The organism is Chlamydia buteonis, from assembly GCF_900634605.1.
Lineage (GTDB): Bacteria > Chlamydiota > Chlamydiia > Chlamydiales > Chlamydiaceae > Chlamydia > Chlamydia buteonis.
In genome coordinates this window covers 225695-251814 of the sequence record NZ_CAAAFM010000001.1, presented here as the reverse complement: position 1 = coordinate 251814, position 26120 = coordinate 225695, and the positions used below count along the sequence as shown (strand labels likewise).

Below are 26120 nucleotides of genomic sequence, written 5' to 3'. Positions count from 1 at the left end.
AATGAGTGAATGCCCAATAGATTTTGTAACTAACGATTTCCTAGGTTTCTCTCGCTCTACAGTATTAGTAAATGAAGTTGAGAGACGCTATCGTTTATATTGTGAACAATTTCCTCAAGCCCAACTTGGAGCAAGTGGTTCTCGTGCTATTGCAGGCCCTTCCCAAACTCTACAAAAACTAGAAGCAAAGATAGCAAAATTCCATCAAGCTGAGGCTGCTTTTGTAGTGCAGAGCGGCTATATGGCTAACTTAGGTTTCTGCTATCACATTTCTAAAGATACTGATATGGTCTTTTGGGATGCGTCTGTACACATATCCGTTGTACAAAGTTTAAAAGTGATATCCGGGAAACATCAATCGTTTCCTCATAATGATTTAAGCGCTCTAGAATCTCTATTAATGTCTCATAGAGCAGTCTCGTCAGGAAGAATTTTCATTTTTGTTTGTTCGGTATACTCTTTCTTAGGAACTTTAGCTCCTCTTGAAGAACTTTTAGCTCTTTCAAGAAAATATCATGCTCACCTTATTGTAGACGAAGCCCATGCCATGGGAATTTTTGGTGAGGAAGGTCGTGGGTTGTGTCACAAATGGGGATATGAGAATTTTTATGCTGTTCTTGTTACCTATAGTAAAGCTATGGGAGCTATGGGAGCAGCTATTCTTTCTTCCTTAGAAGTGAAAACAGAGTTGATGTTAAACTCCCCACCATTACGCTATACTACAGTACTAGCTCCTCACGCACTGATTTCCATAAGTGCTGCATATGATCATTTGTTTGTAGTAGGGGAGTTCGCTCGCAAACAGGTTTTTATCCTTCAAGCGTATTTTCAGAAGTATTTTGGTTTGAGTTCCCAAGGTTGTGGACAACCTATTTTCTTACAGGATTTTAATTTTGATCTTTTAGTTTCACTTCTCAATGAGGCGAACTTACGTGTAGGCTTGATGACTTTTGCCGATAAGCCTTTTATACGAGTAAATTTCCACGCTTTTAATCATCAAGATGAAGTGAATCTCTTAGTTGCCGTTTTGCATAGCTATCTAGAAAAATGTAGTTGTGGGATCGACGTCAATCATGAATTTTACTTTGGGAGACAGTTTTGCAGTTAGTAAGGCTTCATGGAGTTTTTTATTTACAGGAAGAACTTGCTTGCTTTTTATTAAAAATTGATACCGAAATACATCTTTAATTTTGAAGTGTCCACACGGTGTGATTTGCATTAATTGGGTATGAGTATCCAACTTCTCTTTAAGTATAGAGTGGATGCGTTGCGCCTCTTTCCAAGTGAGGTTGGGGCATTTTCCTATGAATATACAGCGAACAAGACGAACAAATGGCGGGTAGCTGCATAATTCCCTGCCAGGGATTTCTTGGTGGTAAAACGCTCGATAGTCCTGTCTGATGGCACAGCGAATGGTGCTATGATCAGGAAGAAACGATTGAATCAAGACTTCACCAGGGAGGTGGCTTCTTCCGGACCTTCCTGTTACTTGTGTGATCAATTGAAATACTTGTTCAGAGGCGCGGAAATCAGGAATGTACAGACCAGAATCACCATTTAAAATGATGGCTAAAGTAACGGCAGGAAAGTGCATCCCTTTAGCTATCATTTGTGTTCCAATGAGTATATCCGCTTTTCCTGTGGCAAATTGTTTTAATAAAGATTCATGACTTCCTTTAAATTTCGTGGTGTCCGAATCAATACGGATAGTGCGAACTTGTGGGAAGATACTATGCAATACCTTTTCTATTTTTTCTGTCCCCGATCCACGATATTGTAAAGTCATAGTTCCATGACATTTTGGACAAGATGTCTGAGGGTCTTTAGGGGAAGAATTACAGAGATGACAGAGGAGGACATTCGCATATTTATGGAAAGTTAATACCATATCGCAGTGGGAACATTTCAACGTATGTTTACATGAAGAACAGGACACATTTGTATGGTAGCCACGTCGATTAAAGAAAACTAAGACTTGTTCTCCAACAGCGAGCCGTTTTTCAATACTTTTAAGTGCAGCTTGAGAGAATAATGTTTTTGTCTTTGTCTTTTCTCTTTCCATATTCATATCGATAAGAGAAATCTTCGCAGGATAGGCAGCAGCAGCTCGTGATGATAATTCTGAAAGAATATACTTCCCTGATAAGGCATTGGCGTAGCTCTCCAGACTTGGAGTAGCACTGCCTAATATTACAGTAGCATTTGCCAGTTTCCCTCGCATAACAGCAACGTCTCGAGCATGATAACAGGGATGGCTTTCACTTTGTTTATAGGCAGGATCGTGTTCTTCATCAACGATGATCAGTCCTAAATTTTGTAGAGGACAAAACAATGCAGATCTTGGACCTATAATGATATGAATATTTCCGTTTGATGCTTCTCTCCAGGTTTTATTTCTATCGCTGTCATTAAGCTTGTGATGAAGAATACCCACTTCTTTTCCAAAATGAGCTTTAAATAATGTAACTGTTTGTATTGTAAGAGCAATCTCAGGAACTAAAAGGATCGCACTTTTCCCTAATTTCCTTGCCTCACGAATAGCCTGGAGATATACTTCCGTTTTTCCACTTCCTGTAACACCAAAAATAAGGTGTGTCTGAAATTTCCCTGAAGATAAGGACAAAGAAATCTTATCCACGGCATCTTGTTGTTGCGGATGTAGCACATGGGCTTCAGGGAGGAAGAAGGTTAGACGATCTTCTTGAATTTCGAGATCTGCAGCACTGGCTATTTCAATAGCCCCAAGTTTTTCTAGAGAATGGATCGGAGATTGTGACACCTTAGCCTTGTCCATGAGTTCTGAAAGACCAGGGGGAGAGCTGCACGATAATAATGTTTTTAGAGTTGCTGCTTGCGCGGGAGATTCTTTTTGAATAGCAAGAATTATCTCCTTAGTCTTCGCTTTGCTTTGCTTGAGTAGGACGCGATAATGTTGTTTTGGTTGTATGATACTAGAAGATATCCCAGGAAGTACTAAACGCAGTGTCTTACCCAAAGGCGCAAAATAATATTGACTCATCCAAAACATAAGTTCTAGAAGATCTTGAGGGAGTATAATTCCTGAATCAATAACACCTAAAACAGGAAGAACTCGTTTACATTCTGTTTGTGTTTTAATCTGATGGACTATTCCATATTTTTTTGCTCCCCGTAAGGAAATGCTAACACCAGTACCTTTAGTAATGTGTTCAAGATGATCAGGGAGTCCGTAGTCTAATACCTTATTGATATTGGAGTTTACTATGACTTCTGCGTATAGGCGAAAGGTAGTTGATTCAATATTACCCATAGATCTCGTTTCAATTGCGGATCATTTTCATAGTATACTGAAGAATAAATAGGAATCCAAGTGCACCCATCTTTCATGAAAGATTGATGATAACGTAGATTGGAGATTTTATAACGTATCATTGTTAAAGGTGCTAGACATAAAGAAAGGCCCGTATTTTTATGAAAAATATCTGTATGACTTGTTGATAAAATGAGTCGAGAAGGGAAAATTTGTTGAGTAAGAATTTTTGACAATCTATTAAAAAATAAAATTTCCTCATCTTTTTCTTCATCTACGAAGATACCACAAGGTATATCCAAAGGTGTTTTCAAACAATGTGCTTGCAAAGTAGAATAGCGAAACTTCAAGATTTCTTCTCTAGAAAGATCAGGAGGGAGAGGAATGCATTCCCAGGAAGATTTTTTTAAGCGCTCGTGAGTAATAGGTAGGGGAGGGCCTTCACTATCTTGAACTGGATTTGATAAATGCTTTTCTAATTTTTTATCAGCAATAAGCGGTTTTGCAATACGTTTTGCTTGTGCCGCAGAAGCTTTTATAGGAGCTGGGTTGTCTTCCCATTTGGGAGTTAGGGGAATAAGTTTTGACAGAGAAGGATAATAGTGCTCTGAATAGCGATCTATTATTTCTTGCAAAATAGAAGAAATATCAGGATGAGTCATATGAATATATAAATAGCAAAGATATCTACGGATTCACTATAGATATAGATGGTTTATTCATCTATGCTCTTTGTTCTCCGATGTGAAAATTTCCTTGCTTTTTGCGCGTAATAGGATAGTACACTCGGTGATTAAGGGAAAATTCTACATTATTTTTAAGAGGATTTGCATGAAACGTTGGTCGCAAGGAAGTTTAATAGCCCTCTGTTTATTACTTACACTGCCTTGTTGTGCAGCAAAAAGACGTTCTCATTACCAAAAAGGGATCGATAAGTCTACTGTGCACGTGGTTAAAACTTCTGGAGTACAGTGGGAAAGTTATGACAATGCTGTCGAACAATCCAAAAAAGATAAAAAATATATTGGTTTATTTTTTACAGGTTCTGATTGGTGTATCTGGTGTATAAAGATGCAAGATCAGATTTTAAATACTCCTGAATTTCAACAGTATGCGAATGGGAATTTACATATGGTAGAGCTAGACTTCCCACAATCTGCTAGCCAACCTGAAGATGTAAAACAACAAAATCAAGCTTTAAAATCAAAATACGGTGTAAACGGATTCCCAACATTAGTTTTCATTGATGCTAATGGAGTTGAGAAAGCTAGAATGGGATTCGAGTACGGTGGTGGTGAGAATTACGTGCAAAAAATCAAAGCTGCTTTACGTACAAAATAGCCAATTTCTTCTTAAAGAATTTTAGAGAGGAGGTCGCCCTCTCTAAAGTTCTTGTTTTCTCTTAATTAAACATTCATCTTTTTTGTTGTTTTTGAGAAAATCTCTATTTTACAATGAACTTTTAACTTTCTTTTCTTTCGATCATATATGATTTTTCATGTTTGGATTACGTGATAATTAGAACGGTCTTTAGAAAAGAAGAAATAGGCAAAAGGATTTAGAAAAACGATGTCCACAGAAGCTGAGTACCTACAACAAGAAGATTTTCTCCATAGAAGTAACAAGCTTCGGGAAATAGCTGATTTAGGTATTAATCCCTATCCTTATGAATTCCCAGGAACAAGTAGTGTTGAGGAAATAAAAAAAGAATATATATCCCAATCTCTTGGGAATAGTGAAGATGCTACTAATAAAAAAACCCCTAAGGTAAAAATCTCAGGTCGTATGGTGCTTTTCCGCTCTATGGGAAAGAACGCTTTTGCGCAGATTTTAGATAATGATCAAAAGATCCAGGTGATGTTTAACAGGGATTTTTCTTCAGTTGCAGGTCTCCCTGTAGATGCAGAGATTTCCCCAATAAAATTTATAGAGAAGAAGCTTGATCTTGGTGATATTTTAGGAATCGAAGGGTACCTATTTTTCACGCATTCCGGAGAGTTAACTATTCTTGTCGAAACCGTCTCACTATTGTGTAAATCTTTAATTTCTCTTCCCGATAAACACGCTGGCCTAAGTGATAAAGAAACTCGTTATAGAAAGCGTTGGTTGGATCTAATTTCTTCTGATGAAGTACGGCAAACTTTCTTAAAAAGAAGTCGGATTATCAAATTAATCCGTCACTACATGGATGCTCAGGGATTCATAGAGGTAGAAACTCCTATACTCCAAAATGTTTATGGTGGCGCTGAGGCAACACCTTTTATAACTACTTTGAATGCTTTGCACTCAGAAGTATTTCTCCGGATTTCTCCAGAGATTTCTTTAAAAAAAATCCTTGTTGGAGGCACTCCACGTATTTACGAAATTGGAAAAGTATTTAGGAACGAAGGGATCGATAGGACCCATAATCCTGAATTTACCATAATAGAAGCCTATGCAACGAACATAGACTATCATAGTGTCATGACCTATGTGGAGAATCTCGTTGAACATCTCGTCTGTGAGTTGAACAATGGTAGTACAGTTTTGACCTATTCACATTTAAAACAAGGGCCTGTATCCATTGATTTTAAAGCTCCTTGGATTCGCATGACTATGAAAGATAGTATCAAGACATATGGAGGTGTCGATGTGGATCTTCATGGAGATCATGAGTTGCGAAAAATTTTGAAAGAATGTTCTTCATTACCTGAGGAATCTTACGTGACAGCTCCCAGAGGCTTATTAATCGCAGCATTATTTGACGAGTTAGTCTGCGATAAATTAATTGCGCCTCATCATATTACAGATCATCCTATAGAGACGACGCCTTTATGTAAATCTTTGCGCTCAGGAGATGTGGATTTTGTCGAGCGTTTTGAAAGTTTTTGCTTAGGTAAAGAGCTTTGTAATGCCTATTCAGAGTTGAATGATCCTTTGCGTCAGAGAGTACTTTTAGAAAAACAACAGGAAAAAAAGGCTTTAAATCCAGATAGTGAATACCATCCTATAGATGAAGAATTTTTAGAAGCCTTGTGCCAAGGTTTGCCTCCCACAGGGGGATTTGGTATCGGTATTGACCGTTTGGTAATGATTCTTACGGATGCTGCTTCTATTCGTGATGTATTATATTTCCCAGCTATGCGTCGTTTAGAATCAGACAAGGGTTAATATTTTTTTACTTTAGGCCCTGATTTTGTATCTTCAATAACATAGCCGAAAGAAGCAATTTGATTTCGAAGAACATCTGCTTGCTTCCAATTTTTCTCCTTGCGGGCAATTTCTCGTTCTTCAACAAGTTGTGCAACTGCACTAGGGATGTCTAAGGATGTAGAGAGGGGAATAACACCAAGTACGGTGTTAATTTTCTTCATAATGTCCAAAACATAGTTACTATCAGCCTGTGTGAAGTTTGACTTATCAATCAGTGAGTTTGTCTGATGGATAAAATCGAAAAGGGACGCGAGCGCTGCCGCTATGTTTAAATCATTTGCAATAGCGTTTGAAAAATCTTGTAGAAACAGTTGCCCGCACTGATCTATATCTTCAGAAATAGTGGCGCTTTCAGGGTAGGGATTTTCTAATCGAGAAATGAAATCACGTAAGCGTTTTAACGCTTGACGGCAAGCAATTAGTCCTTCTTCAGTGAAGTTTAATTGCATTCTATAATGGCTTTGTAAGAGCATGTAGCGGATTTCTACTCCAGAAAATCCACGATCTAGCAAATTCCTTAGTGTGAAAAAATTTCCTAAACTTTTCGACATCTTTTTCCCATCAACAAGAAGATGCTCAGAATGGAGCCAGTAACGAGAAAAAGGCTGGTGAGATAAAGATTCTGACTGGGCAATCTCATTTTCATGGTGAGGGAAAATATTGTCTATACCGCCTGCATGGATATCAATAGAAGACCCGAGAAGTTCCATAGCCATGATAGAACATTCTAAATGCCAACCTGGGCGACCTTTGCCAAATGGGCTTTCCCAATAAATATGACCGTCTCTCTTTTTATCGTATGCTTTCCATAACACGAAATCCGAAAGATTTTCTTTGTCATATTCATCGGAAGCTATCCTAGAGCAACATTGCAAATTTTGTAGCTGTAACTGAGATAACTTTCCATAGGAAGGGAACTCTTTTATAGAAAAATAAACAGAGTTATCTTGGCCTGTATAGGCGATACCATCATCTAGGAGCTTGCGGATAGCTTCGATCATTTGAGGGATATAGTGCGTAGCGTGGGGGTAAACATCAGCGGGTAGGATATTCAGTGTGGCAACGTCTTCAAAAAAGGCTTGTATGAACGGAGCTGTATAGGTATCCAAAGAGATATTTTTTTTACATGCACCAGCCAAAGTCTTATCATCAACATCTGTAATATTCATAACATGCTTTACAGAGTATCCAAAGAACAAAAGAGCACGTTTTAATAAATCTTCAAATATATACGTACGGAAATTTCCGATATGCGCATAGTCATATACTGTAGGACCGCAGGTATACAATTTGACAGGATCGTTAGAGGGAGAAAAAAGTTCTTTTGTTCTCGATGCGGTATTATATAAATAAAGGTTCTGTCTGTTGTAGGATGATTGTCTCATGGGCAGACTCTCAAAGGTTCTAGATTTATACCGGTGAGAGCGTAGATTAGGCTTGTTTCAAGGTGCTAGACTAACGCCTCAATATGAAAAATGAATGTTTTTGTTGAAACTGTAGCACAAGATAGTTTCCCAATCCATGGTTTTCTAAGGAATACAGCAAAGGAACTAGTAAACTAGGATTATTTATAAAAAGAATTATTTTAAGGGTTTTACGCATAAATATTCCTAAGAAATACATGATTATTTAATCCCATAGAATATGTGTTTGATTGTAGAAAGAGATTAAAATTTTTAATTGGTGTTTTTTATTTCGTTTTAATAAAAAAAAGACTATACAACAAGAATAGTTGATAGAATGCCCTGAGAGCATTCTGTGACGCCTAAATAGAACGAGTTGCGTCCTATTGACTAGGAGAAGGAGAGGAAGCCCATGATCCTGTTACAGATTGTGAAGAAATGTTTTTTGAAGCAACTGAAGGTATTAACAACGTTTCTATTAGGTGCAAGTTCTGTAAGTTTGCATGGCGTTGTTCAAGAGAGTTCTTCTAAGATTTTGTGGCATCTAGATTATAACGAGGCTGTGAAAAAAAGCCGCGATTCCGAATTGCCCATGTTAATCTTTTTTTCCGGTTCCGATTGGAATGCTTTATGCATGAAGATTCGTAAAGAGGTTCTTGCTTCTACGGAATTTGCTCAAAAGATAAACGGGAATTTTATATGTTTGGAAGTCGATTTTCCTAGGCATTCTTCTCAAAGTGAAGCCTTGCATACACAAAATACATATCTAAAAACTAAGTTCAAAATTGATGAGTTTCCTTCTCTTCTTTTACTTTCTCATGATGGAAGAGAAATTTATAAAATCGGGTCTTTTGGTAATGAAACTGGAGAAAATCTAGGTGAAAGCTTATGCCATATTGTTGAAAGTGACTGCTTACTCAACAATGCCTATCCAGTTATGCATACATTGTCTATGGAAGAACTCCAGAAGTATTACCGACTTTCTGAAGAGATTTCATGCAAGGATTTCATAGCAAAAGCTTTAGAATTAGGGGTGCGCAATGATGACTACTTCTTCTTATCAGAAAAATATCGTCTTCTTGTTGAAGGCGGTAAAATGGATTCTGAAGAATGTCAAAAAGTAAAGCGTAAATTACTCAATAAAGATCCTAAAAATGAAAAACATACACACTTTACCGTGGCTTTAATTGAGTTCCAAGAATTGGCTAAAAGATCTCAAGAAGGAGTGAGTCAGGACCCTAGTCAAGTAATAGCACCTTTAGAAGCTTATTTAACAGAGTTCGGACACCAGGATCAAGAAAATGTCTGGAGAATAGAGATGATGATAGCTCAGTTTTACCTAGACTCTGATCAATGGAAAAGTGCTTTACAACACGCTGAAGTTGCTTTCGAAACAGCCCCTAAAGAAGTCCGCTCTCATATTTCTCATTCTTTGGACTACATTCGCCTCCAATCGTAGACTTGTTTTTTGAAAATTTGCTGTTGAGTGCTTCTGGAATTTGTTGAGTAAAATCTTGAAGCAACTCTTCAAATTTAGGCTGGTGTTTATTTTTGGGCATGACAACAATTTGACAAGAAGGCAAAGAATGGCGCTTTAAACGAAAGGCCTCGCGCACAATGCGTTTAAAGTAATTTCTTTTATTGGCTTTCCCAAACTTTTTGGACACAGTTATCCCTAACTTGCAACATCCAGAATATTTAGATGGAGCAACATGAAAAATAACCTGACTACCTTGGCAGTGGGATCCTGCTCGTGATATATAAAGAAATTGCCGTCTCTTTAATACACGGGCGCGCTTGGGTAAAGTTGATCGATGCACAAAACAAAATATTTTATAGGTCGATTAGATTGTGTCTGCCATGACGACGACGGCGATTCAGTAAATTTCTTCCATTTTTTGTAGCCATACGAGCACGGAAACCTACAGAATTTCGACGCTTCCTTTTACTAGGCTGATAAGTCCGTTTCACAGTACCTTCCTATTGGTTTCTAAGTTTTCTAGCCCATGGAATGATTACACTAGAAAAAACTACGCGTAAGTTTATAAAATTGGGTTAATAAATTCAAGAGAACTGAAGAGATTATCGCATTTGCGCGCGGAACTTGTAATCAGCTGAAGTCTCCTGTTGTCAAAAAGTACGGAAGGGGTTAAATTAGTCCCTTTTAGCGATATTCCATAATTTAGAGCGTCTTTCTCGGCATTTTAGAGAGGGGCCACGAGGGGATAATTTTCATGAAAGTGAGTTCATCTATTAAAGCAGATCCTTCAAAGGGAGATAAGCTTGTGCGTCGTAAAGGGCGTCTTTATGTTATTAATAAGATAGACCCTAATCGTAAGCAACGTCAAACAGGACCTGCACGTAAAAAATAATTTAATAAGTTTTAGGTAAGAACGCATGGCGAAAAAGTCAGCAGTAGCGAGAGAAAATAAGCGCCGAAAATTAGTAGAGGCGAACTACAAAAAAAGAAGTGAGCTTCGCAAAATTGCAAAAAGCTTAACCGCTAGCGAAGAAGAGAAGGAAAATGCACGTGTTGCACTGAATAAAATGAAAAGAGACACGGCTCCTATTCGTTTACATAATCGATGCTTGTTAACGGGTCGTCCTCGTGGTTATTTGAGAAAGTTCGCTATTTCTAGAATTTGTTTTAGGCAAATGGCTTCTATGGGTGAAATTCCCGGAGTCATCAAAGCAAGCTGGTAGAGAATCCTCATATCGTGCCCACGCTGATAAAAGGGGTGTTGAAGGTTTTTTATTTTACTTAAGAATTTTTAACGCCTCATTTAATTCTGGGATATTTCTTACTCTTTCCCAGTTTTCCATACCTTTTCTCCATACCCAGATGTCTTCGGGATTTGTATTTTCTTTAGCGTGTTTATTTTTGTCTCTTAAGAATACAAGTAAGTCCTCTAAGAACAAAGGACCTACACTTTCTTTTTGTGTATTTAGATAAAACCATTTTTCTGTATCCCTAGGAACTTGCATAACAGGGGGTGGAGATGAAATTACAGAAGAATCCTCTAGAATAGAGTGTAAAATGTTATTAGATGGTTCGTTTTCATCAGAAGAGGGGGTCGAGTTATCGTTCTTTGGAGGGAGATCAGGAAGGATAAGGAGAATAATGATCCCGAAGAATCCGAAACACATTCCCGCAAGAAACCAGCCGATCGGGTTGCGATTTTTTTTCACGGCCAGATAAGCGGATACAAACCCTAACAGAATGTAAATCAGAAAAAAAGAAATAGGTAGCATTGAGGGTAGCATATTAACCGGTTGACCATTAGACTAATCACTAGCGCTTATTATTTCTATAGAGTACATTTCTCGCTAGCGAAATAGGCACATAGGAGGAATATGGATAAGCAGAATTTAAAATTAGATGTGAAAGAAATTGAGTTTCCAGAGACTGTATTTAGCCGTGACATAGAAACTCGTGTAATTCAAGTAATTATTTTGCATTGTTTAGCTAAAATCAATGGAGTTTCTCTTTTAGGGGGTAATTTAATTGATACCTTATTCGGTAGAGATATCGAGAGAATGAAGGGAATCTATGTAGAACAAGATTCTAAAAATCATCTAGTAAAAGTTCGTGTCGAAGTAAACGTTGATTATGGTGTTTCTATACCAGAAAAAACTGAAGAAATACAAGGATGTATAGTTTCTGAAATATCTGAGTATACAGGTCTTCACGTTGCTTCAGTTCATGTGATTATCAAAGGGTTAACTCAACCTAAGGATCGCTCTGAATCAGAGTCAGAGGATGAAATAGAAGAGTTGTGTGTAGCAGACTTACCCTCAGCAGAGGACTTTTTAGAGGAGATAAAAGAAGAAGTTGAAGAGTAAGCCACTTTTCAGTCTTCTAGATACATATCTTCAGCTTGCTTAGCCAGCAAATGTTGAATGTCTTTTTTCGTTAGCCCAGGGATAGCTTCAAGCTCTCCTTGGGAAGCTTTCATAACTTGTTCCCAGCTTTTAAATTTTTGTAATAAACGTTTTCTTTTTATCTCGCCAATTCCGGGAATCTTTTCCTTGGGCAATAAGAAGTCTTTGTGACGTTTTTTTCGATGCCTACTAATTGCAAATCTATGTGCCTCATCCCTGAGTTTCTGGAAAAATTGTAATAGCTTTGATGTGGGAGAGAGTAGCACTCCTTGGGGAAACGTATCACAAAATAGTTTTTCGTTTTTTAATGAGCTGCTGTGGCTGCCAGCTTCTTTAGCTATCGAAACAACTTGAATCCCTGTAAGATTTAGTTCTTTTAATGTTTTCTTTGCTTGTGCGTATTGCGTACGACCTCCATCTATAAGAATCATATCGGGAATAGATGAAGTGAGCGAGATAAATCTTCGAGATAACACCTCACGGAAAGCAGCCAAGTCATTATAAGCAGAGGAGGAAATAGAGAATGTTCTATAGTCTTTGGGAGACAAGGCATCGTTTTCATAGACAATGTATACGCCAACAGCATGAGATCCTCGTAGATGCGCATTATCATAACACTCTATACGGTAAGGATAATCAGGGCATTTCAGAATTTTCTTCATCTCCTCATAAGGTAGTGCCGAGGATTGTATAGTTGTCTCTGCGTGCACCTGAGCATTATTTTTGGCTAAGTTGAGTAATTCTCTACCATAACCTGTTTTTGGAGAACGTAGCTGTGGTGGGCTATCTTTATTTAATAAACATGCAAGATCAGGAATATTTAGGGGAGTAGGAGTAAGAATTTCTTTAGGAGTTTGAGGTTGGTTTGCGTAGTACTGTAATATAAAAGAGGAAAGCAAATCTGAATCTTCTTGAGCATTTTCTGAAAACGGAAAATGACGCGCTCCGAGTAACTTCCCAGAACGTATTGTTAATATAGTGATGACAGTCTTCTGGTATTTTCGATAGAGACCAATAGCATCTATATTTTGAAAATGGAATTTCTCTACATGCTGTTTTACCATAGCTTGTTGGATAAGTTTTAATGTCCGGTAATACATCCCTGCTTGTTCAAATTTTTGTTCCTTAGAGGCTTTCTCGATAGATTTCTCTAAGTCTTGGACGATTTCCGAAATTTGGCCTTTTAAAAATAAAACAGCCTTCTCTAAAGTTTGTTCATATTCCTCATGAGAACATAAGTTCACACAAGGTGCTAAACAACGTTTCATCTCATAAAGAATACACGGACGTTTTCTTGAAGCAAATTCATGGTTAGAACAGGTGCGCAAGGGGAACCACTGACTGATAACTTCTAAAAGAGTTCGACAGGCTTCTGCACTCACATACGGACCAAAAATTATCTGCTTTTTGGAAGAGGTAACAGCTTTAGTACGAACAACATCTATTTTTGGCCAAAGATGAGTTAGAGATATGGCTAGGCAAAAAAAGGTTTTATCGTCTTTTAAAAGAACATTGTATTTCGGATGATACTTTTTTATTAGATTGTTTTCTAAAAGATAAGCTTCTGTTTCGTTAGAAACTAAAATTGTTTCTATGTCTGTTGTTTTTTTCATGAGGAAAGGAATTCTTTCTCTAGAATCCCCTTGTTTTTGAAAGTAGGTGCTTATGCGATTGCGTAAGTTTTTTGCTTTCCCGATATACAATACTTCTCCAGAGCTGTCTTTCATTAGATAAACACCTGGAGATGTTGGAATCAGTTTTGGAGTAAAATCCTTTACACGCATGATTAAAACAACGTGAGCTGCTGCTCTTTTTCTTGAGGTTGTTTAGAAGTCGCTTCCGGGCCTTCTAGTTGACGTAAGATCTGTTGCGCCCTCGATATCACACAAAGAGGAAAGCCAGCAAGTTTCGCAACATGTATTCCAAAACTTTTCTGGGAATGTCCCTTAAGAATCTCATAGAGGAACACAGGTTGACCACCATTTTCCTTCACGCCAGCATGGAAATTTTCTACATGCGGGCAGTGATTTTCTAAATCTGTGAGTTCTTTGTAGTGAGTCGCAAATAGTGTTTTTGCTTTTTTCCCTTCAGTGAATAGCAAATATTCTACGACAGATTGTGCAATTGCTAAACCATCGTAGGTACTTGTCCCACGACCAACTTCATCAAGTATAACTAAAGATCGATCAGTAGCATTATGTAGGATATTGGCGGTTTCTGCCATTTCTACCATAAATGTTGACATCCCTTTAGATAGATTGTCTCCAGCACCTATTCGTGTGAAAATCTTGTCAATCATACCAATATGGGCAGATTTCGCAGGAATAAACGAACCCATTTGTGCCATGATGACAAGTAGGGCTATTTGTCGGATATATGTAGATTTCCCTGCCATATTTGGCCCAGTAATTAAAATCATTCGCGTTCGCGTGCTGTGCATTTTTATATCATTAGGAATAAAAGTCCCCTTATCTAATAGAGTTTGGGCAACAGGATGAATCCCTCCTGATATGGATAGGGAATCGCTAGTGTCTACGATAGGGCGACAGTAATTATACTCTGCTGCAAGATCAGACAGAGAAAGGATGTAGTCGATATCCGCGATCACTTGAGACAGAGACAGAATTTCTTCGCGCTGTTGAAGAATTTGTGCACATAAATCTTTAAATAGTTGCGTTTCTAATGTCTGCAGTTTGTCTGAGATATTTAACATATCGTCTTGAAATTCTTGTAGTTTCTCTGTTGTGAAACGTTCTGCGTGTAGACGTGATTGACGACGGATAAATTCTTTGGGTAATAAAGGAGCAAAATCACTACTTACTTCTATATAGTAGCCAAGCACCTGGGAATAACAAACCTTAAGTTTTTTCACTCCTGTTTGCTTGCGAATTGTTTCCTGATATTGCCATAACCATTCCTTTGAATTTTCTCGGGTATAGCGTAGGCGTTGCAGATCAGGATGATGATTATCACAAAAAATATTACCTTCGGAAGTTCTTAAAGGTAATTCTCCTAAAAGAGCATTAGAGAGTAATTCTAATAGAGAAGTTAAACCTATAGATAAAGTAAATTTCCCTTGGAAAAATTTCGGTAGGGGTAAAGGAGAAAGGATCTCACATACACGTATACTTGCATTTAATGAGTCGCGGAGCATCCCAATATCTTTGGGACCTGCTAAAGAGGTAGTAATTTTCGTAGTTAAACGTTCAAGGTCACGGACTTGAGAAAGAAAAGATCTAAGGTTTTTTCTTAATTCTGAACGATCTAAAAGAAATTCTACAGCATCTTGACGCAGTAGTATTTCTTTTTGGTCATAAAAAGGATTAACTAATGTATTACGTAATAACCTACCTCCCATAGGAGTGCTGGTACGTTCCATAACATGAAGTAGAGAACTTTTCCCTTGAGGATCGTGAATAGGAGTCAATAGCTCAAGGTTTACCTGAGATGCAGTATCTACAAGTAGGTGTTTTTGATTTCCTTGTGTTTTAGGTATGGAAATGTGCTCTACGGGTAAGAGGAGCTTATCTTGGAGATAAGAAAGTAAGGCACCAGCAGAATTGATTGCTGGGACTAGACCTTTAAGACCAAATCCATCTAAAGATGACACATTGAAATGTAGAGACAACTTTTGAGTGGCAAATTGATGTTCAAACGCCCAATCCGCATAAGTAGATAAAGTAAGTTTTAAATGTTGTTGAATTTGTTCGATGATATCAGAATGTTTTTTATAGAACTTGTCGCAACTTAAGATTTCTGTAGGTGCTAAACGACAAATTTCGTCTACAAGATCTTTCATGTTATCATATTCTTGTAGTAGAAAGGATCCTGTAGAAAAATCTAAGCATGCAAATCCAAAAAGTGCTCCAACACGGTTGATAGATATGATGTAGTTGTTGGCTTTTTCAGGAAGTAATGAAGATGAGAGTAGTGTTCCTGGAGTAATAAATCTTTGCAACTCTCTCGATAAGGGTTCGGACTTCCCTTTGCTATCCTGTGCCTCATCAAGTTGCTCAGCAACAGCAACTTTAAATCCTTTACTCACCAAACGATCTATATATCCATTAATTGTAGATACAGGAATCCCACTCATAGGAATTCCTTGTCTTTGTGTGAGAGTAATATCCAGATTTTGAGAAAGCACAATCGCATCATCATAGAAAGCCTCATAAAAATCCCCCATACGAAAGAGAAGGAGCGACTCTCCTGCTTTCTCCTTGCATTGATGCCATTGCTTCATCATAGGTGTAGTTTTTTTTGATGTCATAGTTCTTCTTTGGGGAAAAGTATTACCTAGAGATTAACCTAGCCTAGTGGAAGAGAACGCCTAGCAATTTTGCTATTCCATAAATTAATAACTGCTGGTTAGATTAGCAAACTCTTGTAAAAGACCATAGAGATTTTGCCGGATTTTCCTATGCATTAGCCCGCTAGGTTACTATATTTATTCTTCGGGATCAAGATGGGTTTCTCTTAGAGTTTTGTTGATAGCTGATTCATAAGACGCGCTGCCTTTCTTTTAAAGCGGTGATTATGGCATAACCAAGGAACAATGAAGATTACAACCTATGTACACGGAAGAAAGTTTAGATAATCTTAGACACAGTATTGATATTATCGAAGTGCTTTCGGAACACCTCCATTTAAAAAGAAGTGGGGGTACCTATAAAGCGTGTTGTCCTTTTCATATTGAGAAAACCCCCTCGTTTATTGTTAATCCAACAGGTGCATATTATCACTGTTTTGGCTGTGGAGCTCATGGTGATGCTATTAGCTTTTTAATGAATCATCTTGGGTATTCATTTAGTGAAGCTGTTCTCACTTTATCAAAAAAATTCCATGTTGACCTTGTTATTAAGATTAAAGATGCCCAATCACCGTTTGCTACAGGGGCTAAGGATGAATTACGCCAGATTAACGCTGAGGCAGAAAAACTATTTCGTTTTTGTTTATATCAACTTGCTGAGGGTAGGGAGGCTTTACAATATTTATATCGTCGAGGATTTTCTCCTGATACAGTAGGTCGTTTTCATTTAGGCTATGCCCCAGAACAAACTTTATTTGTTCACGCGATGCGAGAAAAAGATATTTCAGAAAAACAACTGGAAGATGCAGGTTTTATAGGGAATAAGTGGTTTTTATTTTCTCGTAGAATCATCTTCCCTATACACGATTCTCTAGGGCATACTATTGGTTTTTCATCAAGAAAATTTTTGGAAAACACGCGGGGGAGTAAGTATGTAAATACTCCTGAAACAATTATCTTTAAAAAGTCTCGAGCTCTTTTTGGACTGCATCTATCACGAAGACGAATCGCAAAAGAAAAACGCGTTATTTTAGTTGAAGGGCAAGTAGATTGCTTGCAAATGATAGACTCGGGATTCAATTGTACTTTGGCCGCCCAGGGCACTTCATTTACTGAAGATCACGTAAAAGAGTTAAGTAAATTAGGGGTGCTTAAAGCGTATTTGCTTTTTGATGGTGATGATGCTGGCATAAAAGCAGCCGTGCGCGTTGGCGATATGTGTCAGATGGCGGGTATTGCTGCTATGGTATGCCGTCTGCCTCAAGGAGAAGATCCGGATTCTTTTTTGATGCATAAGGGAGCAGGGTTTCTTGGAGAATTATTAGATCAAAGTGAAGACTATCTTACTTTTCTTATCAGTCAAAAAATGCGCGTTTATCCGAATTTCTCCCCAAGAGAAAAGGCTCTAGTCATCGAGGAGACTATTACACAAATTAAAAAATGGGGGAACCCCATTGTTGTTTATGAACATCTCAAGCAATTAGCTTCTTTAATGATGATTCCAGAAAGCATGGTATTTTCTCTAGCGAAACTAGAATCGGGAATTACACCCGCCAAATCTTCTGTAGTTAATAAAGAGAAATTACCGAAAATTCATTCCGATGTGATTATTGAAACAGATGTTTTGCGTTGTATGTTATTTTGTAAAACGCACCACACTAGTATCCCGCACACAGCGAAAAATTATTTTACGGCTATGGATTTCAAACACCCTGAATGTAGGAAACTATTTTCTCGTCTCATCGAATATTACGAAAAACACCAAAGTAATCTTCCTTTTGACGAAGCTCTCTCCTTATTAGAAGATAGGGTAATCATAGAATTACTCATAAAACGCCGTATGAATACCGATTGTCTCGAAACAGTGTTTGTACAATCTTTACAAAAGCTTGCAGATCGCCAATGGAAAGAGCAATGCCACCCCTTATCAAGGCAGTCGAAAAGTGCTCAGGAAGAAAAGCTGTCCATTCTAGAGGATTACGTTCGTTTACGCAAAGATAGAGTCATAATTACTCTTTTAGAGCCACAGGTAGAGCCACAGGAATGTTAGCCTCCTATTTTATTAGTTTTCATAGGCCTAATTAATTATAAACTTTTTGTAAAGATTGAAAAATTAATAAGTTTAATATAAAATTGTGCGTTGTTAATTTGTTAATTTGTTGATTTTTATGAAAACTTTCAAGTTTCTTTTGCCGATTCTATCCTGGACTGTATGTTTTGGAGGGGTGGTCACGGAATCAAATCACACTCGAGGGTTCACTGTTTCAGAAGCTATTGGGTTAGCGGCTGCACGTCGCAGTTCTTTGGCTAGTCGTGCAGGTGAAGTTGCCAAGGTTGCTGGTTTGGGTTATGGTGCTACTGTTTTACTTCAAGAGTGGCAAAATCAGCAGGCAGTCGAGTTAGAAACTTTAATAGCCAGAAATGGGGTTATCTAGAGTTTTTATTCACATTTTGTAATAAAATTTTTACAAATGGTGATTTTATATCTCTGTTGTTTTATCTTTTCTTGAGAAGTTGGCGGGCTGTTGATTGAAAATCGCAGCCTGTTTTGCTTTCATAAATCTTGATAAGTAGGGATAAATTTTATGCGTTTTTGTTGTTTTCTTCTTTTTTTACTAACCTCTTCTTTATCTATGTGGGGGCGAGAGTTGCCTTTAAAGGATCAAGAAGATGTTGTTCCCGATAAGTTTTCCCCACCGCAATATGTGCAACTTTCTAATGGCGAAAGAGTATGTTATTCGTATCACTACGCTTATCAAGATGCTGTGGAAAAGGGCAAGTGCTGTATTTTCGTTTATTTTAACCCTAGTCTTGAAAAGATTTGGTCACCCCTAGTCGATAAGAATTTTTGTTTCCCCAAAGCTTTAGCAGATTTCTGCAATATAGTTGTCCTTCAACGAGGTCTAATTAGTTCTATTGATTATTATCCTAAAATCGATCCCATGGTGTTGTATATGGGGGATTTCCAGGATCGTTTTTGGGAGTTAGATCTTCGAGAACCTTGCGTGATTCTTATTACTATAAGTCCTAAGGGTCATGAAAAAGTACTCAGAGTTGTTCCTGCTTCCGTTTCAACTTTTATGGACCCATAATGCTAATCTGTTATGGTCTAAAATTATCAGGCGAATACCTATAAACGCCTGATAATTAATAATATAATGTTTGTTTTTCATATATTTTAATCGGATAATTGAAGTTATTACCATTTTAAAATTAAAACGCACTATGCTTAAAACTAAGGCTTTGGTATCCTAACCCTTCTTGTTTCACCGAAACTAGCAATGGAGGTGCCTTATGCACATCTTGTTATCAATACTCTCGCTGTTGTTAGTCCTACCAGCCATCGGAGGAGAAACAACCACATCATTGAAAGATGAAGAAAATGACCAACAGGTCGAAGATATTTCAATAAAACACCCTTCTATATTTCACTCTTACCCAGATTGCTTGCAATCGACAAGACAGAAGGGCTTGAGTACTTTAATTGTTCTATACAGTGATGAAAATACGGTTGCTTTCCAACAGCTATTCTCTATGGCTATAAATATGGAAGAATCAGTGCTAAGTAAATATGCTAATTTTACTGTTCTGAGTCCTACAGGCATTAATTTGTTAATCTATCCCCCTGTTCCTGATCCTATGCTTGCAGAAATAGCACGCTTTAAGGAGTTGTTCCCAGAAGTCAAAGATCTTAAGGGAACATACTTAATTACCTTATCAATTTCTGATAGAGATGAAAAAATTATGGATATAGCCCCCATAGATTTGCCTGAGGAGGATTCTGTAAAGCCAATTATTTCTATACGTTAGTGATAAAACATATTTTTCCTAAAAGTATCCCGACATCGAATTTTTAAAATCGGGATATCTTTTTTCTCTATCTCCTGCTATCGTGGTGGGCATTTTAATTATGGAAAGTAGTTTTATGCGTATTTTATTAGCTTTATTATCATGTTTCTTATTGCCTACTCAGATGGTTCAAGCAATAGACGAGCCAACTAGTACAGTGGTTTTAGAGGACTGCTGTAATTGTGTCTTCCAAGATTATGACGCAGCCTTAAAACATGCCCAAGATGAAGGTATTCCTTTAGTCATTGTTGTGATGAGCCATCAGCATAACCGACTTTTAGAAGAGTTGATTGAGGAAGGACTTGATCTCAGTAATTTCTTTGGATGTTCACTAGAGGATCTAGCAGTTATAGCAGTTTTACAACCTGAAAGCGGTGATGAAGAAAATTCATCTAAAGTTCAAGATTTTCAGAATAGATTCTCAGCTACACAATTCCCTGAGACTTCACCTGGAGTATTTTTAGTAACTATCGTTGTCGATGAATCGCAAGAAACACTTCTAGATATTACTCAACTAGAATTGTAAGATCCTATGTATTTAGAATTGAGAAAAGTGGCCATAGATAGGAACCTATCAGGCCACTTTTTTGTTGCTAAAAGCTGCTCTTAATTTTTTAGAGACTCCCAATGATACGAAGAGAATTTCTCTATAGCTACTAGTAACAGATGAATGCGTAAGTTTTGTAATTCTTCGTTGCCACTAGTAACATGAACTTCATTTAAGAACATATTAATGTTGTCTGTAAGTTCTCCAAGACAGAGGAAATAATCTTTTTTATTCTTAATATTTGCCGATGCATCAAATTGGTCGAGAGCAGCTTTTAGCTGTGCTTCCTGTAGATCAAGTTCCATTGACGTCTGTTTATTAGTAGGGAGTTTCAAAGAAGCTAAAATCTTTTTTAAGCGATTATGCGTCATTGTAATTTTTTCTAAAGTAGCTCCTTGATTTGCTTTCATTTCTTGAATGGCTGTCGCGGATTTTATAATTTCTACAGGGTTTTTCTCAGAGGTGTCAGAAAGTACAGTAGCAATTTCATCTTTGCTGAATCCTAGCGAGGCTAAGAAGGTTTTTAGTCTTCCCCATATAAATGTTAGGAGATCTTTGATAACCGCGGGTTTATCCCAGTAAGTCCCTTCAATAGTAGAAGGAAAGTTATCCGCTAAATGATAAAGTAGACTTTCAAGATCCAGAGAAACTTCGGAAGCATGTAACAGTTTAAGAATCTCTAAAGACTGACGGCGTAAGGCGTAAGGATCATGAGATGAAGTCGGTCGAAGATTTAATATAAAACAAGAAAGTAAATTATCGAAACGATCTAGCAGACTTAATAGAGTTCCTGTTTTGGAGACCGTTTGACTATAAGTAATATGACGTAAATGTTCTCCTATAGCTACCGCAGATGCATGAGATAATCCCGCATGTTTCAGGTAATACTCCCCCATGATACCTTGAAGTTCTGCAAACTCATTAACCACAGCAGAAACTAAGTCTGCTTTACAGAACTCTATTGCTGTATTTATGTCTTCTTCAGAAGATAAAGGCATGAGTGGGTAAACTATTTTTTTATGAGCTTTTAACCTTTGTACTTTGTCATAAAGTGAGCCAAGAGCTTCAAAGTAGGTTACCGATTTTAGTTTATCCACAAAAGTTGTTAATGGAGTTTTTAGATCTTGTGCAAAGAGGAAAGCTCCATCGGTGAGACGAGGAGTTAAGGCTTTTTCATTCCCTTGAATAATAATGTCATTCGGACAGTTGTCACAAACTAAAATAAACTGATTGGTAATTTGTTGAGCTATATTTTGTGTAGGGAAGTATTTTTGGTGATTTACCATTTCAGCAATGAGAAGCTCTTTAGGTAGTGAACAAAACTGAGGATCGAATTGTCCACAAGTAACAAAAGGATGCTCTGTAAGGAAAACGGTTTCCTCAAGTAAACGAAGATTGGTTATAGGTGAAACATTATCCGAGCTGTGTGATTTTAACCCTTGTTCAATAATTTCTCTTCGTTCTTTGTGAGACACTATCACACATGCATCACGTAGTGTATCTATATAACGTTCACAAGAAGGAATGCGTACTTCTCTAGGATCCAACTGGCGATGTCCCCAGGAAATATTCGAAGCAGAAACTTTCCCAAAGGAAAAAGGAAGCACAGAGGTCCCATATAGAGAAACTAACCAGCGAATGGGGCGAGCATATTCTACACCACTATCATCATAGGTCATTTTCTTAGGGAATTTCATAGACTGAATTAATTTAGGTAATTCATTGAATAGAATTACAGCGGTGTCTTTACGCACTTCAGGATAGAGAAGGAAGAGATATTGTACACCATTGATTTCACGAATATCGAACAAAGAGTATTGTGGAAGCTCCCTATAATGACGGATATCCACATTATGAGTGGCAAAGAATTGCTCACCCTGCGTAGTCACATCTCCCGAATTACTAAATAAAGAGGATAGGATAGGGCCTTTCTTCTCAATAGCTTTTTGTATGGCTGTCGGCTCTAGGTTATAAATTAATAAAGCAAGTCTTCTTGGAGATCCTAAGACTTCTAAACTGTCATAGCCAATATTGTAATCAGATAAAAGCTTCTTCGCTAAAGATTCTAACTGCTGAATCCCCATGGGGACAAAAGTTGCTGGAAGTTCCTCAGAACCAATCTCTAATAGGAAATTTTCAGGAGTTTCAATTTTAGGACATGGAAGAACTTGTGTATCTACATCCCTATAAGCCTTCCCGTTGCGAAGTAATGGGTAATTTAAAGAGGCGCGCCAATCTACATAGCCATCTGCAACAGCGCGGGCTAATTGACGAATTCTAGTAATGTAGCGGGTACGCTCTGTAACAGAAATCACGCCTCGAGCATCAAGAATATTAAATGCATGAGATGCCTTAATAACAAAGTCGTAAGCAGGAACTGGTAACCCTTTATCTAACGCAGCTAAAGCCTCTTGAGCAAAGTCTTCAAAGTGTTTTAACCACATCTGGGTATTGGCAGCATCGAAATTATATTCACTCCAAGCTTTTTCAGAAGCTCGAGTAACGTCTCCATAGGTGAGTTCATCACTCCAGAGAACATCGAAAATGGAGTTTTTCTTTTGTAGGTACATAGCAATGCGTTCAATGCCATAAGTAATCTCCCCGCTAATTGTATCGAGAGGCTTGCTTCCTATAGCTTGGAAATAGGTCAACTGGGTAATTTCCATACCATTTAGCCATACTTCCCAACCTAAACCCCAGGCGCCAATCGTAGGATTTTCCCAATCATCATGGACAAAACGAATATCATGCTCACGAAGATCCAGACCAATAATTTGCAGTGAATCTTTATATAAAGAGAGAAAATTTGTGGGGACTGGTTTAAGAAGTACCTGAAGTTGGTGGTAGTTTTGAAGGCGGTTGGGATGCGTGCCATAACGACCGTCTTGAGGGCGTCTAGAAGGCTCTACATAAGCAGTTTGATAAGGCTCCGGACCTAGAGCACGCAAAAATGTTGCAGGGTTGAATGTTCCTGCACCTACCTCTAGATCATACCCTTGATGAATCACACACCCCTGTTCACTCCAGAATTGTAAAATTTTAGCAATCATTGCTTGTAAAGTAAGAGGTTGTGACATAGTAAAACTCCAATCAAAAAAAAACGTAGAAAAATCCATGGTTTACACGATAGATAGTGTTAGAAATGAGGATTTTTCTTAAGAATAAGGGCAAAGATATCACTACAAATAAAAACAAACAATACTAAGAAAAGAACTAGGGGATGTCATGTAGCAAAAAATACTATCTTCAAAAAATAGTTTTTTAACATTATAACACTCGATACTTGCGCTCTAATTCTTATCTATTTAATTTGTCTCTTAGGCATTCATTATAGTGCTGAGGTTCTCGTTTAAGCAATTTTTTGATAGAGGTATGGGGTGGGACTGCCTAATTATCTAACTTTTTCCCGGCTATTTATAACGCCAATTTTCATGCTGCTCTATCTTAAAGGAAAGTGGCTGGGGATTACCCCTGTGGTTCTTCCCTATGTTTTACTAGCTCTTTTAGGCCTCTCGGAGCTTACTGATGCTATCGATGGCTATATAGCTAGAAAGTTTTCTCAGGTTACTGATTTGGGGAAACTTCTTGATCCTATGGCCGATAGTATTTATCGAATTTCTCTATATCTCACATTTACTCAACCTCCGGTAAATTTTCCCTTAATTCTTGTGTTCATTTTTCTCGCTAGGGACTCTGTAATTAGTACATTACGTACTGTATGCGCTTTCCGAGGGGTTGTACTAGCTGCTAGAGCGAGTGGGAAATTAAAGGCTATTTTACAGGGTATAAGCTTTTTATTGATTTTGCTCGCTATGATCCCTCATTCGCTGGGAATGATTTCTGAGAGAGATCTAGAGCTTTTTGCTTCGGTAGTTGGGTCTATAGTGGCTATCTATTCCGTATGTTCAGGAGCTGAGTATTTTTGGGTGAATAAGAATCACATGCTACAAAGGGCAAAGTCTAAGACAAACGATCACACCAAGGAATTATAGATCTCTAAGTAATGGGTAGCCATCGTTGTTAGTCCTGATGGTCGTAACATGCCCTCTTCAATAAGTTGAAACCACACGTCAGGTTCATGCCTATAGGTAGAAACTGCTTGGGATAACATATGAAAGAAGTCATTGAAGTTGTCAGTATGGGAAAAAGTAAAACCATTGACCCCCGTAGCAACGGTATCAGCAAGACCCCCAGTAGATCTAACTAGAGGCACGGTTCCATAGCGCATTCCAATAAGTTGTGTAAGTCCACAAGGTTCGAAATGTGAAGGAATGCAGATCATATCCGCAGCACCATAAATTAAGCGTACTAGGGGATCATTATAATCCAAAATAATTCGAATATTCGGAGAAGTTGTTAAAGATTCTTGTAAATTGGTAAATTGTCTTTGCGTTTCTTGATCATAGCATGTGCCTGCAATGACTAGAGCATAGCTGTTTTCCATAGCATGAAGAATAGCAGCTTTCATAAACTCAGGACCTTTTTGTTCAACAATCCTTGAGATTACACACATTAAAGGAGAGTATTCAAGAGACAGCCCTAATTTCTCATATAGGGAGATTCTGTTTTCTTCTTTCTTTGTAAATAGAATATCAGGAGACTCAAGTAAATTCGTACCATAACGCACAACCAAAGCAGGATCTGTTTCTGGATTCCAAATATTTTCATCTATACCATTCAAAATACCACGGAAAACATGACGTCTAGACATAATGGCATCGTGTATTTCATAATCCGAATAATCATTGAGTATATCCTGAGCATATGAAGGAGATACAGTAGTAATAAAATCAGAACAATATAAGGCTCCTTTGAGTAGGACACTCGTGCTCGGATCTCTAAATAATTGGTAATTGCTCAATCCGAAATCACTAATTTCAGATGCTCCAAGCAATTGTGTACTGCAATAGCCTCGATAACTAAAGTTGTGAATTGTGAAAATTCTTTTTGGATAGCTAGGAAGATTAGGTTCTTTTAACAGTCCAGCTAAAAGTCCTACGTGCCAGTCATGCATATGCACAACATCTACTTTATCTAATTTTTGAATATATGCAGCAGCAGCAGCAGAAAAAGCACTGAAACGTAGCGTGTCATCTTCGGTGTAGATAGTCGACGTTGAGAAAAGCTCCGATTGTGAGTCCAGTGTAATCACAGTAAGAGTCATCCCTTCATGTTCATAGGAGGTGGCGGTCGCATTTTGTCTTCCTAAAAAGTTATAAGAAAAAACTTGTTCATCAAGCACTTGAGAAGAAAACACAGGGAATAGAAAAGGATAGAAGGGGAGTAGGATTTCAACGTCATGGTTGATAGATAATGCTTTCGATAAACTATAAACAACATCACCCAGTCCACCAGCTTTAATAAAAGGAGCACATTCTACAGAAGCTTGTATGATTTTCATGGCTTTCTCTTTTTACAGCTTATCTACGCGTCATAGCAAGCTAAGAACAAAAATCACAAGACGAAAAGGTCTATTTTTTGCCATAACCTCTTGATGTTGTAGCAAAATTCTTAGTCACTTTGTAATTTTCTTATTTTCAAAAACTGAAGATTAGATAAACTATAGCCTTATGCTGGGGTGTAGCCAAGCGGTAAGGCAGCGGTTTTTGGTACCGTGCATCGGAGGTTCGAATCCTTTCACCCCAAGGTTTC

The 26120-nt window shown here is 37.8% G+C and carries 23 protein-coding genes and 1 tRNA gene; 14 read left to right on the top strand and 10 right to left on the bottom strand.

Features of this window, described 5'->3' with window-relative positions:
- Window position 1: 1 nt before the first annotated feature.
- Window positions 2-1108 carry an aminotransferase class I/II-fold pyridoxal phosphate-dependent enzyme gene (locus E1N70_RS01100; protein ID WP_131743741.1) on the top strand — a complete coding sequence of 369 codons (1107 nt, stop codon included), beginning with the start codon at window positions 2-4 and terminating at the stop codon, window positions 1106-1108.
- On the opposite strand, the gene priA is transcribed toward E1N70_RS01100, so the two are convergent.
- Window positions 1040-3289: a primosomal protein N' gene (priA, locus tag E1N70_RS01095; protein WP_131743740.1), complete on the bottom strand. Its 2250-nt coding sequence runs from the start codon at window positions 3287-3289 to the stop codon at window positions 1040-1042. The two genes, E1N70_RS01100 and priA, sit on opposite strands and share 69 nt — an antisense overlap.
- Window positions 3241-3951, bottom strand: a complete 711-nt coding sequence (locus E1N70_RS01090; RefSeq protein ID WP_131743739.1) for a hypothetical protein — start codon at window positions 3949-3951, stop codon at window positions 3241-3243. The genes priA and E1N70_RS01090 overlap by 49 nt, the downstream gene beginning before the upstream one ends.
- A gap of 169 nt (window positions 3952-4120) precedes the next feature.
- On the opposite strand from E1N70_RS01090, the gene dsbH reads away from it, so the two are divergent.
- A complete protein-coding gene (gene dsbH, locus E1N70_RS01085) occupies window positions 4121-4630 on the top strand; it encodes a disulfide reductase DsbH (RefSeq protein WP_208638288.1) in 510 nt (169 codons plus the stop codon).
- A 228-nt stretch (window positions 4631-4858) separates the two neighbouring features.
- Window positions 4859-6439 (top strand): lysine--tRNA ligase, encoded by a 1581-nt coding sequence (gene lysS, locus E1N70_RS01080; protein WP_131743738.1) that lies wholly within the window; start codon window positions 4859-4861, stop codon window positions 6437-6439.
- Here the strand turns inward: lysS and cysS are convergent.
- Window positions 6436-7866, bottom strand: a complete 1431-nt coding sequence (gene cysS, locus E1N70_RS01075) for a cysteine--tRNA ligase (RefSeq protein ID WP_131743737.1) — start codon at window positions 7864-7866, stop codon at window positions 6436-6438. The two genes, lysS and cysS, sit on opposite strands and share 4 nt — an antisense overlap.
- 430 nt (window positions 7867-8296) lie before the next feature.
- Here cysS and E1N70_RS01070 point away from each other — a divergent pair, with 430 nt between their 5' ends.
- Window positions 8297-9343, top strand: a complete 1047-nt coding sequence (locus tag E1N70_RS01070) for a thioredoxin family protein (protein WP_131743736.1) — start codon at window positions 8297-8299, stop codon at window positions 9341-9343.
- On the opposite strand, the gene rnpA is transcribed toward E1N70_RS01070, so the two are convergent.
- Both rnpA and rpmH read right to left on the bottom strand, forming a co-directional pair.
- Window positions 9285-9704, bottom strand: a complete 420-nt coding sequence (gene rnpA, locus E1N70_RS01065; protein ID WP_131743735.1) for a ribonuclease P protein component — start codon at window positions 9702-9704, stop codon at window positions 9285-9287. The two genes, E1N70_RS01070 and rnpA, sit on opposite strands and share 59 nt — an antisense overlap.
- Before the next feature lie 13 nt (window positions 9705-9717).
- Entirely contained in the window at window positions 9718-9855 is a 138-nt protein-coding gene (gene rpmH / locus E1N70_RS01060) for a 50S ribosomal protein L34 (protein WP_006344410.1), read from the bottom strand.
- 263 nt (window positions 9856-10118) lie between these two features.
- On the opposite strand from rpmH, the gene rpmJ reads away from it, so the two are divergent.
- Window positions 10119-10256: a 50S ribosomal protein L36 gene (rpmJ, locus tag E1N70_RS01055; RefSeq protein WP_006343495.1), complete on the top strand. Its 138-nt coding sequence runs from the start codon at window positions 10119-10121 to the stop codon at window positions 10254-10256.
- Window positions 10257-10281: 25 nt separating this feature from the next.
- A complete protein-coding gene (gene rpsN / locus E1N70_RS01050) occupies window positions 10282-10587 on the top strand; it encodes a 30S ribosomal protein S14 (protein ID WP_006343494.1) in 306 nt (101 codons plus the stop codon).
- Between the two features lie 54 nt (window positions 10588-10641).
- Here the strand turns inward: rpsN and E1N70_RS01045 are convergent, their stop codons facing one another.
- Window positions 10642-11148, bottom strand: a complete 507-nt coding sequence (locus E1N70_RS01045; protein WP_131743734.1) for a DUF4339 domain-containing protein — start codon at window positions 11146-11148, stop codon at window positions 10642-10644.
- Between the two features lie 90 nt (window positions 11149-11238).
- On the opposite strand from E1N70_RS01045, the gene E1N70_RS01040 reads away from it, so the two are divergent.
- Complete coding sequence (locus E1N70_RS01040; protein WP_006344406.1) at window positions 11239-11727, top strand: Asp23/Gls24 family envelope stress response protein; 489 nt, start codon at window positions 11239-11241, stop codon at window positions 11725-11727.
- Between the two features lie 8 nt (window positions 11728-11735).
- Here E1N70_RS01040 and uvrC read toward each other — a convergent pair whose 3' ends face one another.
- Both uvrC and mutS read right to left on the bottom strand, forming a co-directional pair.
- The gene (gene uvrC, locus E1N70_RS01035) at window positions 11736-13550 is read right to left on the bottom strand and encodes an excinuclease ABC subunit UvrC (RefSeq protein ID WP_131743733.1); all 1815 of its coding nucleotides are present in this window, start codon (window positions 13548-13550) and stop codon (window positions 11736-11738) included.
- 2 nt (window positions 13551-13552) lie between these two features.
- Window positions 13553-16033: a DNA mismatch repair protein MutS gene (gene mutS / locus E1N70_RS01030; RefSeq protein WP_131743732.1), complete on the bottom strand. Its 2481-nt coding sequence runs from the start codon at window positions 16031-16033 to the stop codon at window positions 13553-13555.
- 301 nt (window positions 16034-16334) lie between these two features.
- Between mutS and dnaG the strand changes: the two genes are divergently transcribed.
- From dnaG to E1N70_RS01005, 5 genes are all read left to right on the top strand, one after another.
- Window positions 16335-18122, top strand: coding sequence for a DNA primase (dnaG, locus tag E1N70_RS01025; protein WP_131743731.1), 1788 nt, complete (start codon window positions 16335-16337; stop codon window positions 18120-18122).
- 118 nt (window positions 18123-18240) lie between these two features.
- A complete protein-coding gene (locus E1N70_RS01020) occupies window positions 18241-18507 on the top strand; it encodes a hypothetical protein (RefSeq protein WP_208638287.1) in 267 nt (88 codons plus the stop codon).
- A 150-nt stretch (window positions 18508-18657) separates the two neighbouring features.
- Window positions 18658-19164, top strand: coding sequence for a CT795 family Sec-dependent secreted effector (locus E1N70_RS01015; RefSeq protein ID WP_131743730.1), 507 nt, complete (start codon window positions 18658-18660; stop codon window positions 19162-19164).
- 202 nt (window positions 19165-19366) lie between these two features.
- The gene (locus E1N70_RS01010; protein WP_131743729.1) at window positions 19367-19882 is read left to right on the top strand and encodes a CT795 family Sec-dependent secreted effector; all 516 of its coding nucleotides are present in this window, start codon (window positions 19367-19369) and stop codon (window positions 19880-19882) included.
- Window positions 19883-19997: 115 nt separating this feature from the next.
- On the top strand, window positions 19998-20447 hold the full coding sequence (locus E1N70_RS01005; protein ID WP_208638298.1) for a CT795 family Sec-dependent secreted effector: 450 nt from the start codon (window positions 19998-20000) through the stop codon (window positions 20445-20447).
- 80 nt (window positions 20448-20527) lie between these two features.
- Here E1N70_RS01005 and E1N70_RS01000 read toward each other — a convergent pair whose 3' ends face one another.
- Window positions 20528-23545 carry a glycine--tRNA ligase gene (locus E1N70_RS01000; RefSeq protein WP_131743728.1) on the bottom strand — a complete coding sequence of 1006 codons (3018 nt, stop codon included), beginning with the start codon at window positions 23543-23545 and terminating at the stop codon, window positions 20528-20530.
- Window positions 23546-23845: 300 nt separating this feature from the next.
- Here E1N70_RS01000 and pgsA point away from each other — a divergent pair, with 300 nt between their 5' ends.
- Entirely contained in the window at window positions 23846-24460 is a 615-nt protein-coding gene (pgsA, locus tag E1N70_RS00995) for a CDP-diacylglycerol--glycerol-3-phosphate 3-phosphatidyltransferase (protein ID WP_131743727.1), read from the top strand.
- Here the strand turns inward: pgsA and glgA are convergent.
- On the bottom strand, window positions 24442-25869 hold the full coding sequence (gene glgA, locus E1N70_RS00990) for a glycogen synthase GlgA (protein ID WP_131743726.1): 1428 nt from the start codon (window positions 25867-25869) through the stop codon (window positions 24442-24444). The two genes, pgsA and glgA, sit on opposite strands and share 19 nt — an antisense overlap.
- Window positions 25870-26042: 173 nt before the next feature.
- Between glgA and E1N70_RS00985 the strand changes: the two genes are divergently transcribed.
- Window positions 26043-26114 (top strand) — tRNA-Gln (locus E1N70_RS00985).
- The last annotated feature ends 6 nt before the right edge of the window (window positions 26115-26120 follow it).

What these genes read in the sequence shown, in the direction of transcription:
- E1N70_RS01040 (WP_006344406.1), top strand. Translation starts at nt 11,239, where the DNA reads ATGGATAAGCAGAATTTAAAATTAGATGTGAAAGAAATTGAGTTTCCA.
- E1N70_RS01045 (WP_131743734.1), bottom strand. Translation starts at nt 11,148, where the DNA reads ATGCTACCCTCAATGCTACCTATTTCTTTTTTTCTGATTTACATTCTG.
- dnaG (WP_131743731.1), top strand. Translation starts at nt 16,335, where the DNA reads ATGTACACGGAAGAAAGTTTAGATAATCTTAGACACAGTATTGATATT.
- E1N70_RS01100 (WP_131743741.1), top strand. Translation starts at nt 2, where the DNA reads ATGAGTGAATGCCCAATAGATTTTGTAACTAACGATTTCCTAGGTTTC.
- rpsN (WP_006343494.1), top strand. Translation starts at nt 10,282, where the DNA reads ATGGCGAAAAAGTCAGCAGTAGCGAGAGAAAATAAGCGCCGAAAATTA.
- mutS (WP_131743732.1), bottom strand. Translation starts at nt 16,033, where the DNA reads ATGACATCAAAAAAAACTACACCTATGATGAAGCAATGGCATCAATGC.
- E1N70_RS01000 (WP_131743728.1), bottom strand. Translation starts at nt 23,545, where the DNA reads ATGTCACAACCTCTTACTTTACAAGCAATGATTGCTAAAATTTTACAA.
- E1N70_RS01015 (WP_131743730.1), top strand. Translation starts at nt 18,658, where the DNA reads ATGCGTTTTTGTTGTTTTCTTCTTTTTTTACTAACCTCTTCTTTATCT.
- lysS (WP_131743738.1), top strand. Translation starts at nt 4,859, where the DNA reads ATGTCCACAGAAGCTGAGTACCTACAACAAGAAGATTTTCTCCATAGA.
- dsbH (WP_208638288.1), top strand. Translation starts at nt 4,121, where the DNA reads ATGAAACGTTGGTCGCAAGGAAGTTTAATAGCCCTCTGTTTATTACTT.
- priA (WP_131743740.1), bottom strand. Translation starts at nt 3,289, where the DNA reads ATGGGTAATATTGAATCAACTACCTTTCGCCTATACGCAGAAGTCATA.
- E1N70_RS01005 (WP_208638298.1), top strand. Translation starts at nt 19,998, where the DNA reads ATGCGTATTTTATTAGCTTTATTATCATGTTTCTTATTGCCTACTCAG.
- E1N70_RS01010 (WP_131743729.1), top strand. Translation starts at nt 19,367, where the DNA reads ATGCACATCTTGTTATCAATACTCTCGCTGTTGTTAGTCCTACCAGCC.
- E1N70_RS01020 (WP_208638287.1), top strand. Translation starts at nt 18,241, where the DNA reads ATGAAAACTTTCAAGTTTCTTTTGCCGATTCTATCCTGGACTGTATGT.
- E1N70_RS01070 (WP_131743736.1), top strand. Translation starts at nt 8,297, where the DNA reads ATGATCCTGTTACAGATTGTGAAGAAATGTTTTTTGAAGCAACTGAAG.
- E1N70_RS01090 (WP_131743739.1), bottom strand. Translation starts at nt 3,951, where the DNA reads ATGACTCATCCTGATATTTCTTCTATTTTGCAAGAAATAATAGATCGC.
- uvrC (WP_131743733.1), bottom strand. Translation starts at nt 13,550, where the DNA reads ATGCGTGTAAAGGATTTTACTCCAAAACTGATTCCAACATCTCCAGGT.
- rpmJ (WP_006343495.1), top strand. Translation starts at nt 10,119, where the DNA reads ATGAAAGTGAGTTCATCTATTAAAGCAGATCCTTCAAAGGGAGATAAG.
- cysS (WP_131743737.1), bottom strand. Translation starts at nt 7,866, where the DNA reads ATGAGACAATCATCCTACAACAGACAGAACCTTTATTTATATAATACC.
- glgA (WP_131743726.1), bottom strand. Translation starts at nt 25,869, where the DNA reads ATGAAAATCATACAAGCTTCTGTAGAATGTGCTCCTTTTATTAAAGCT.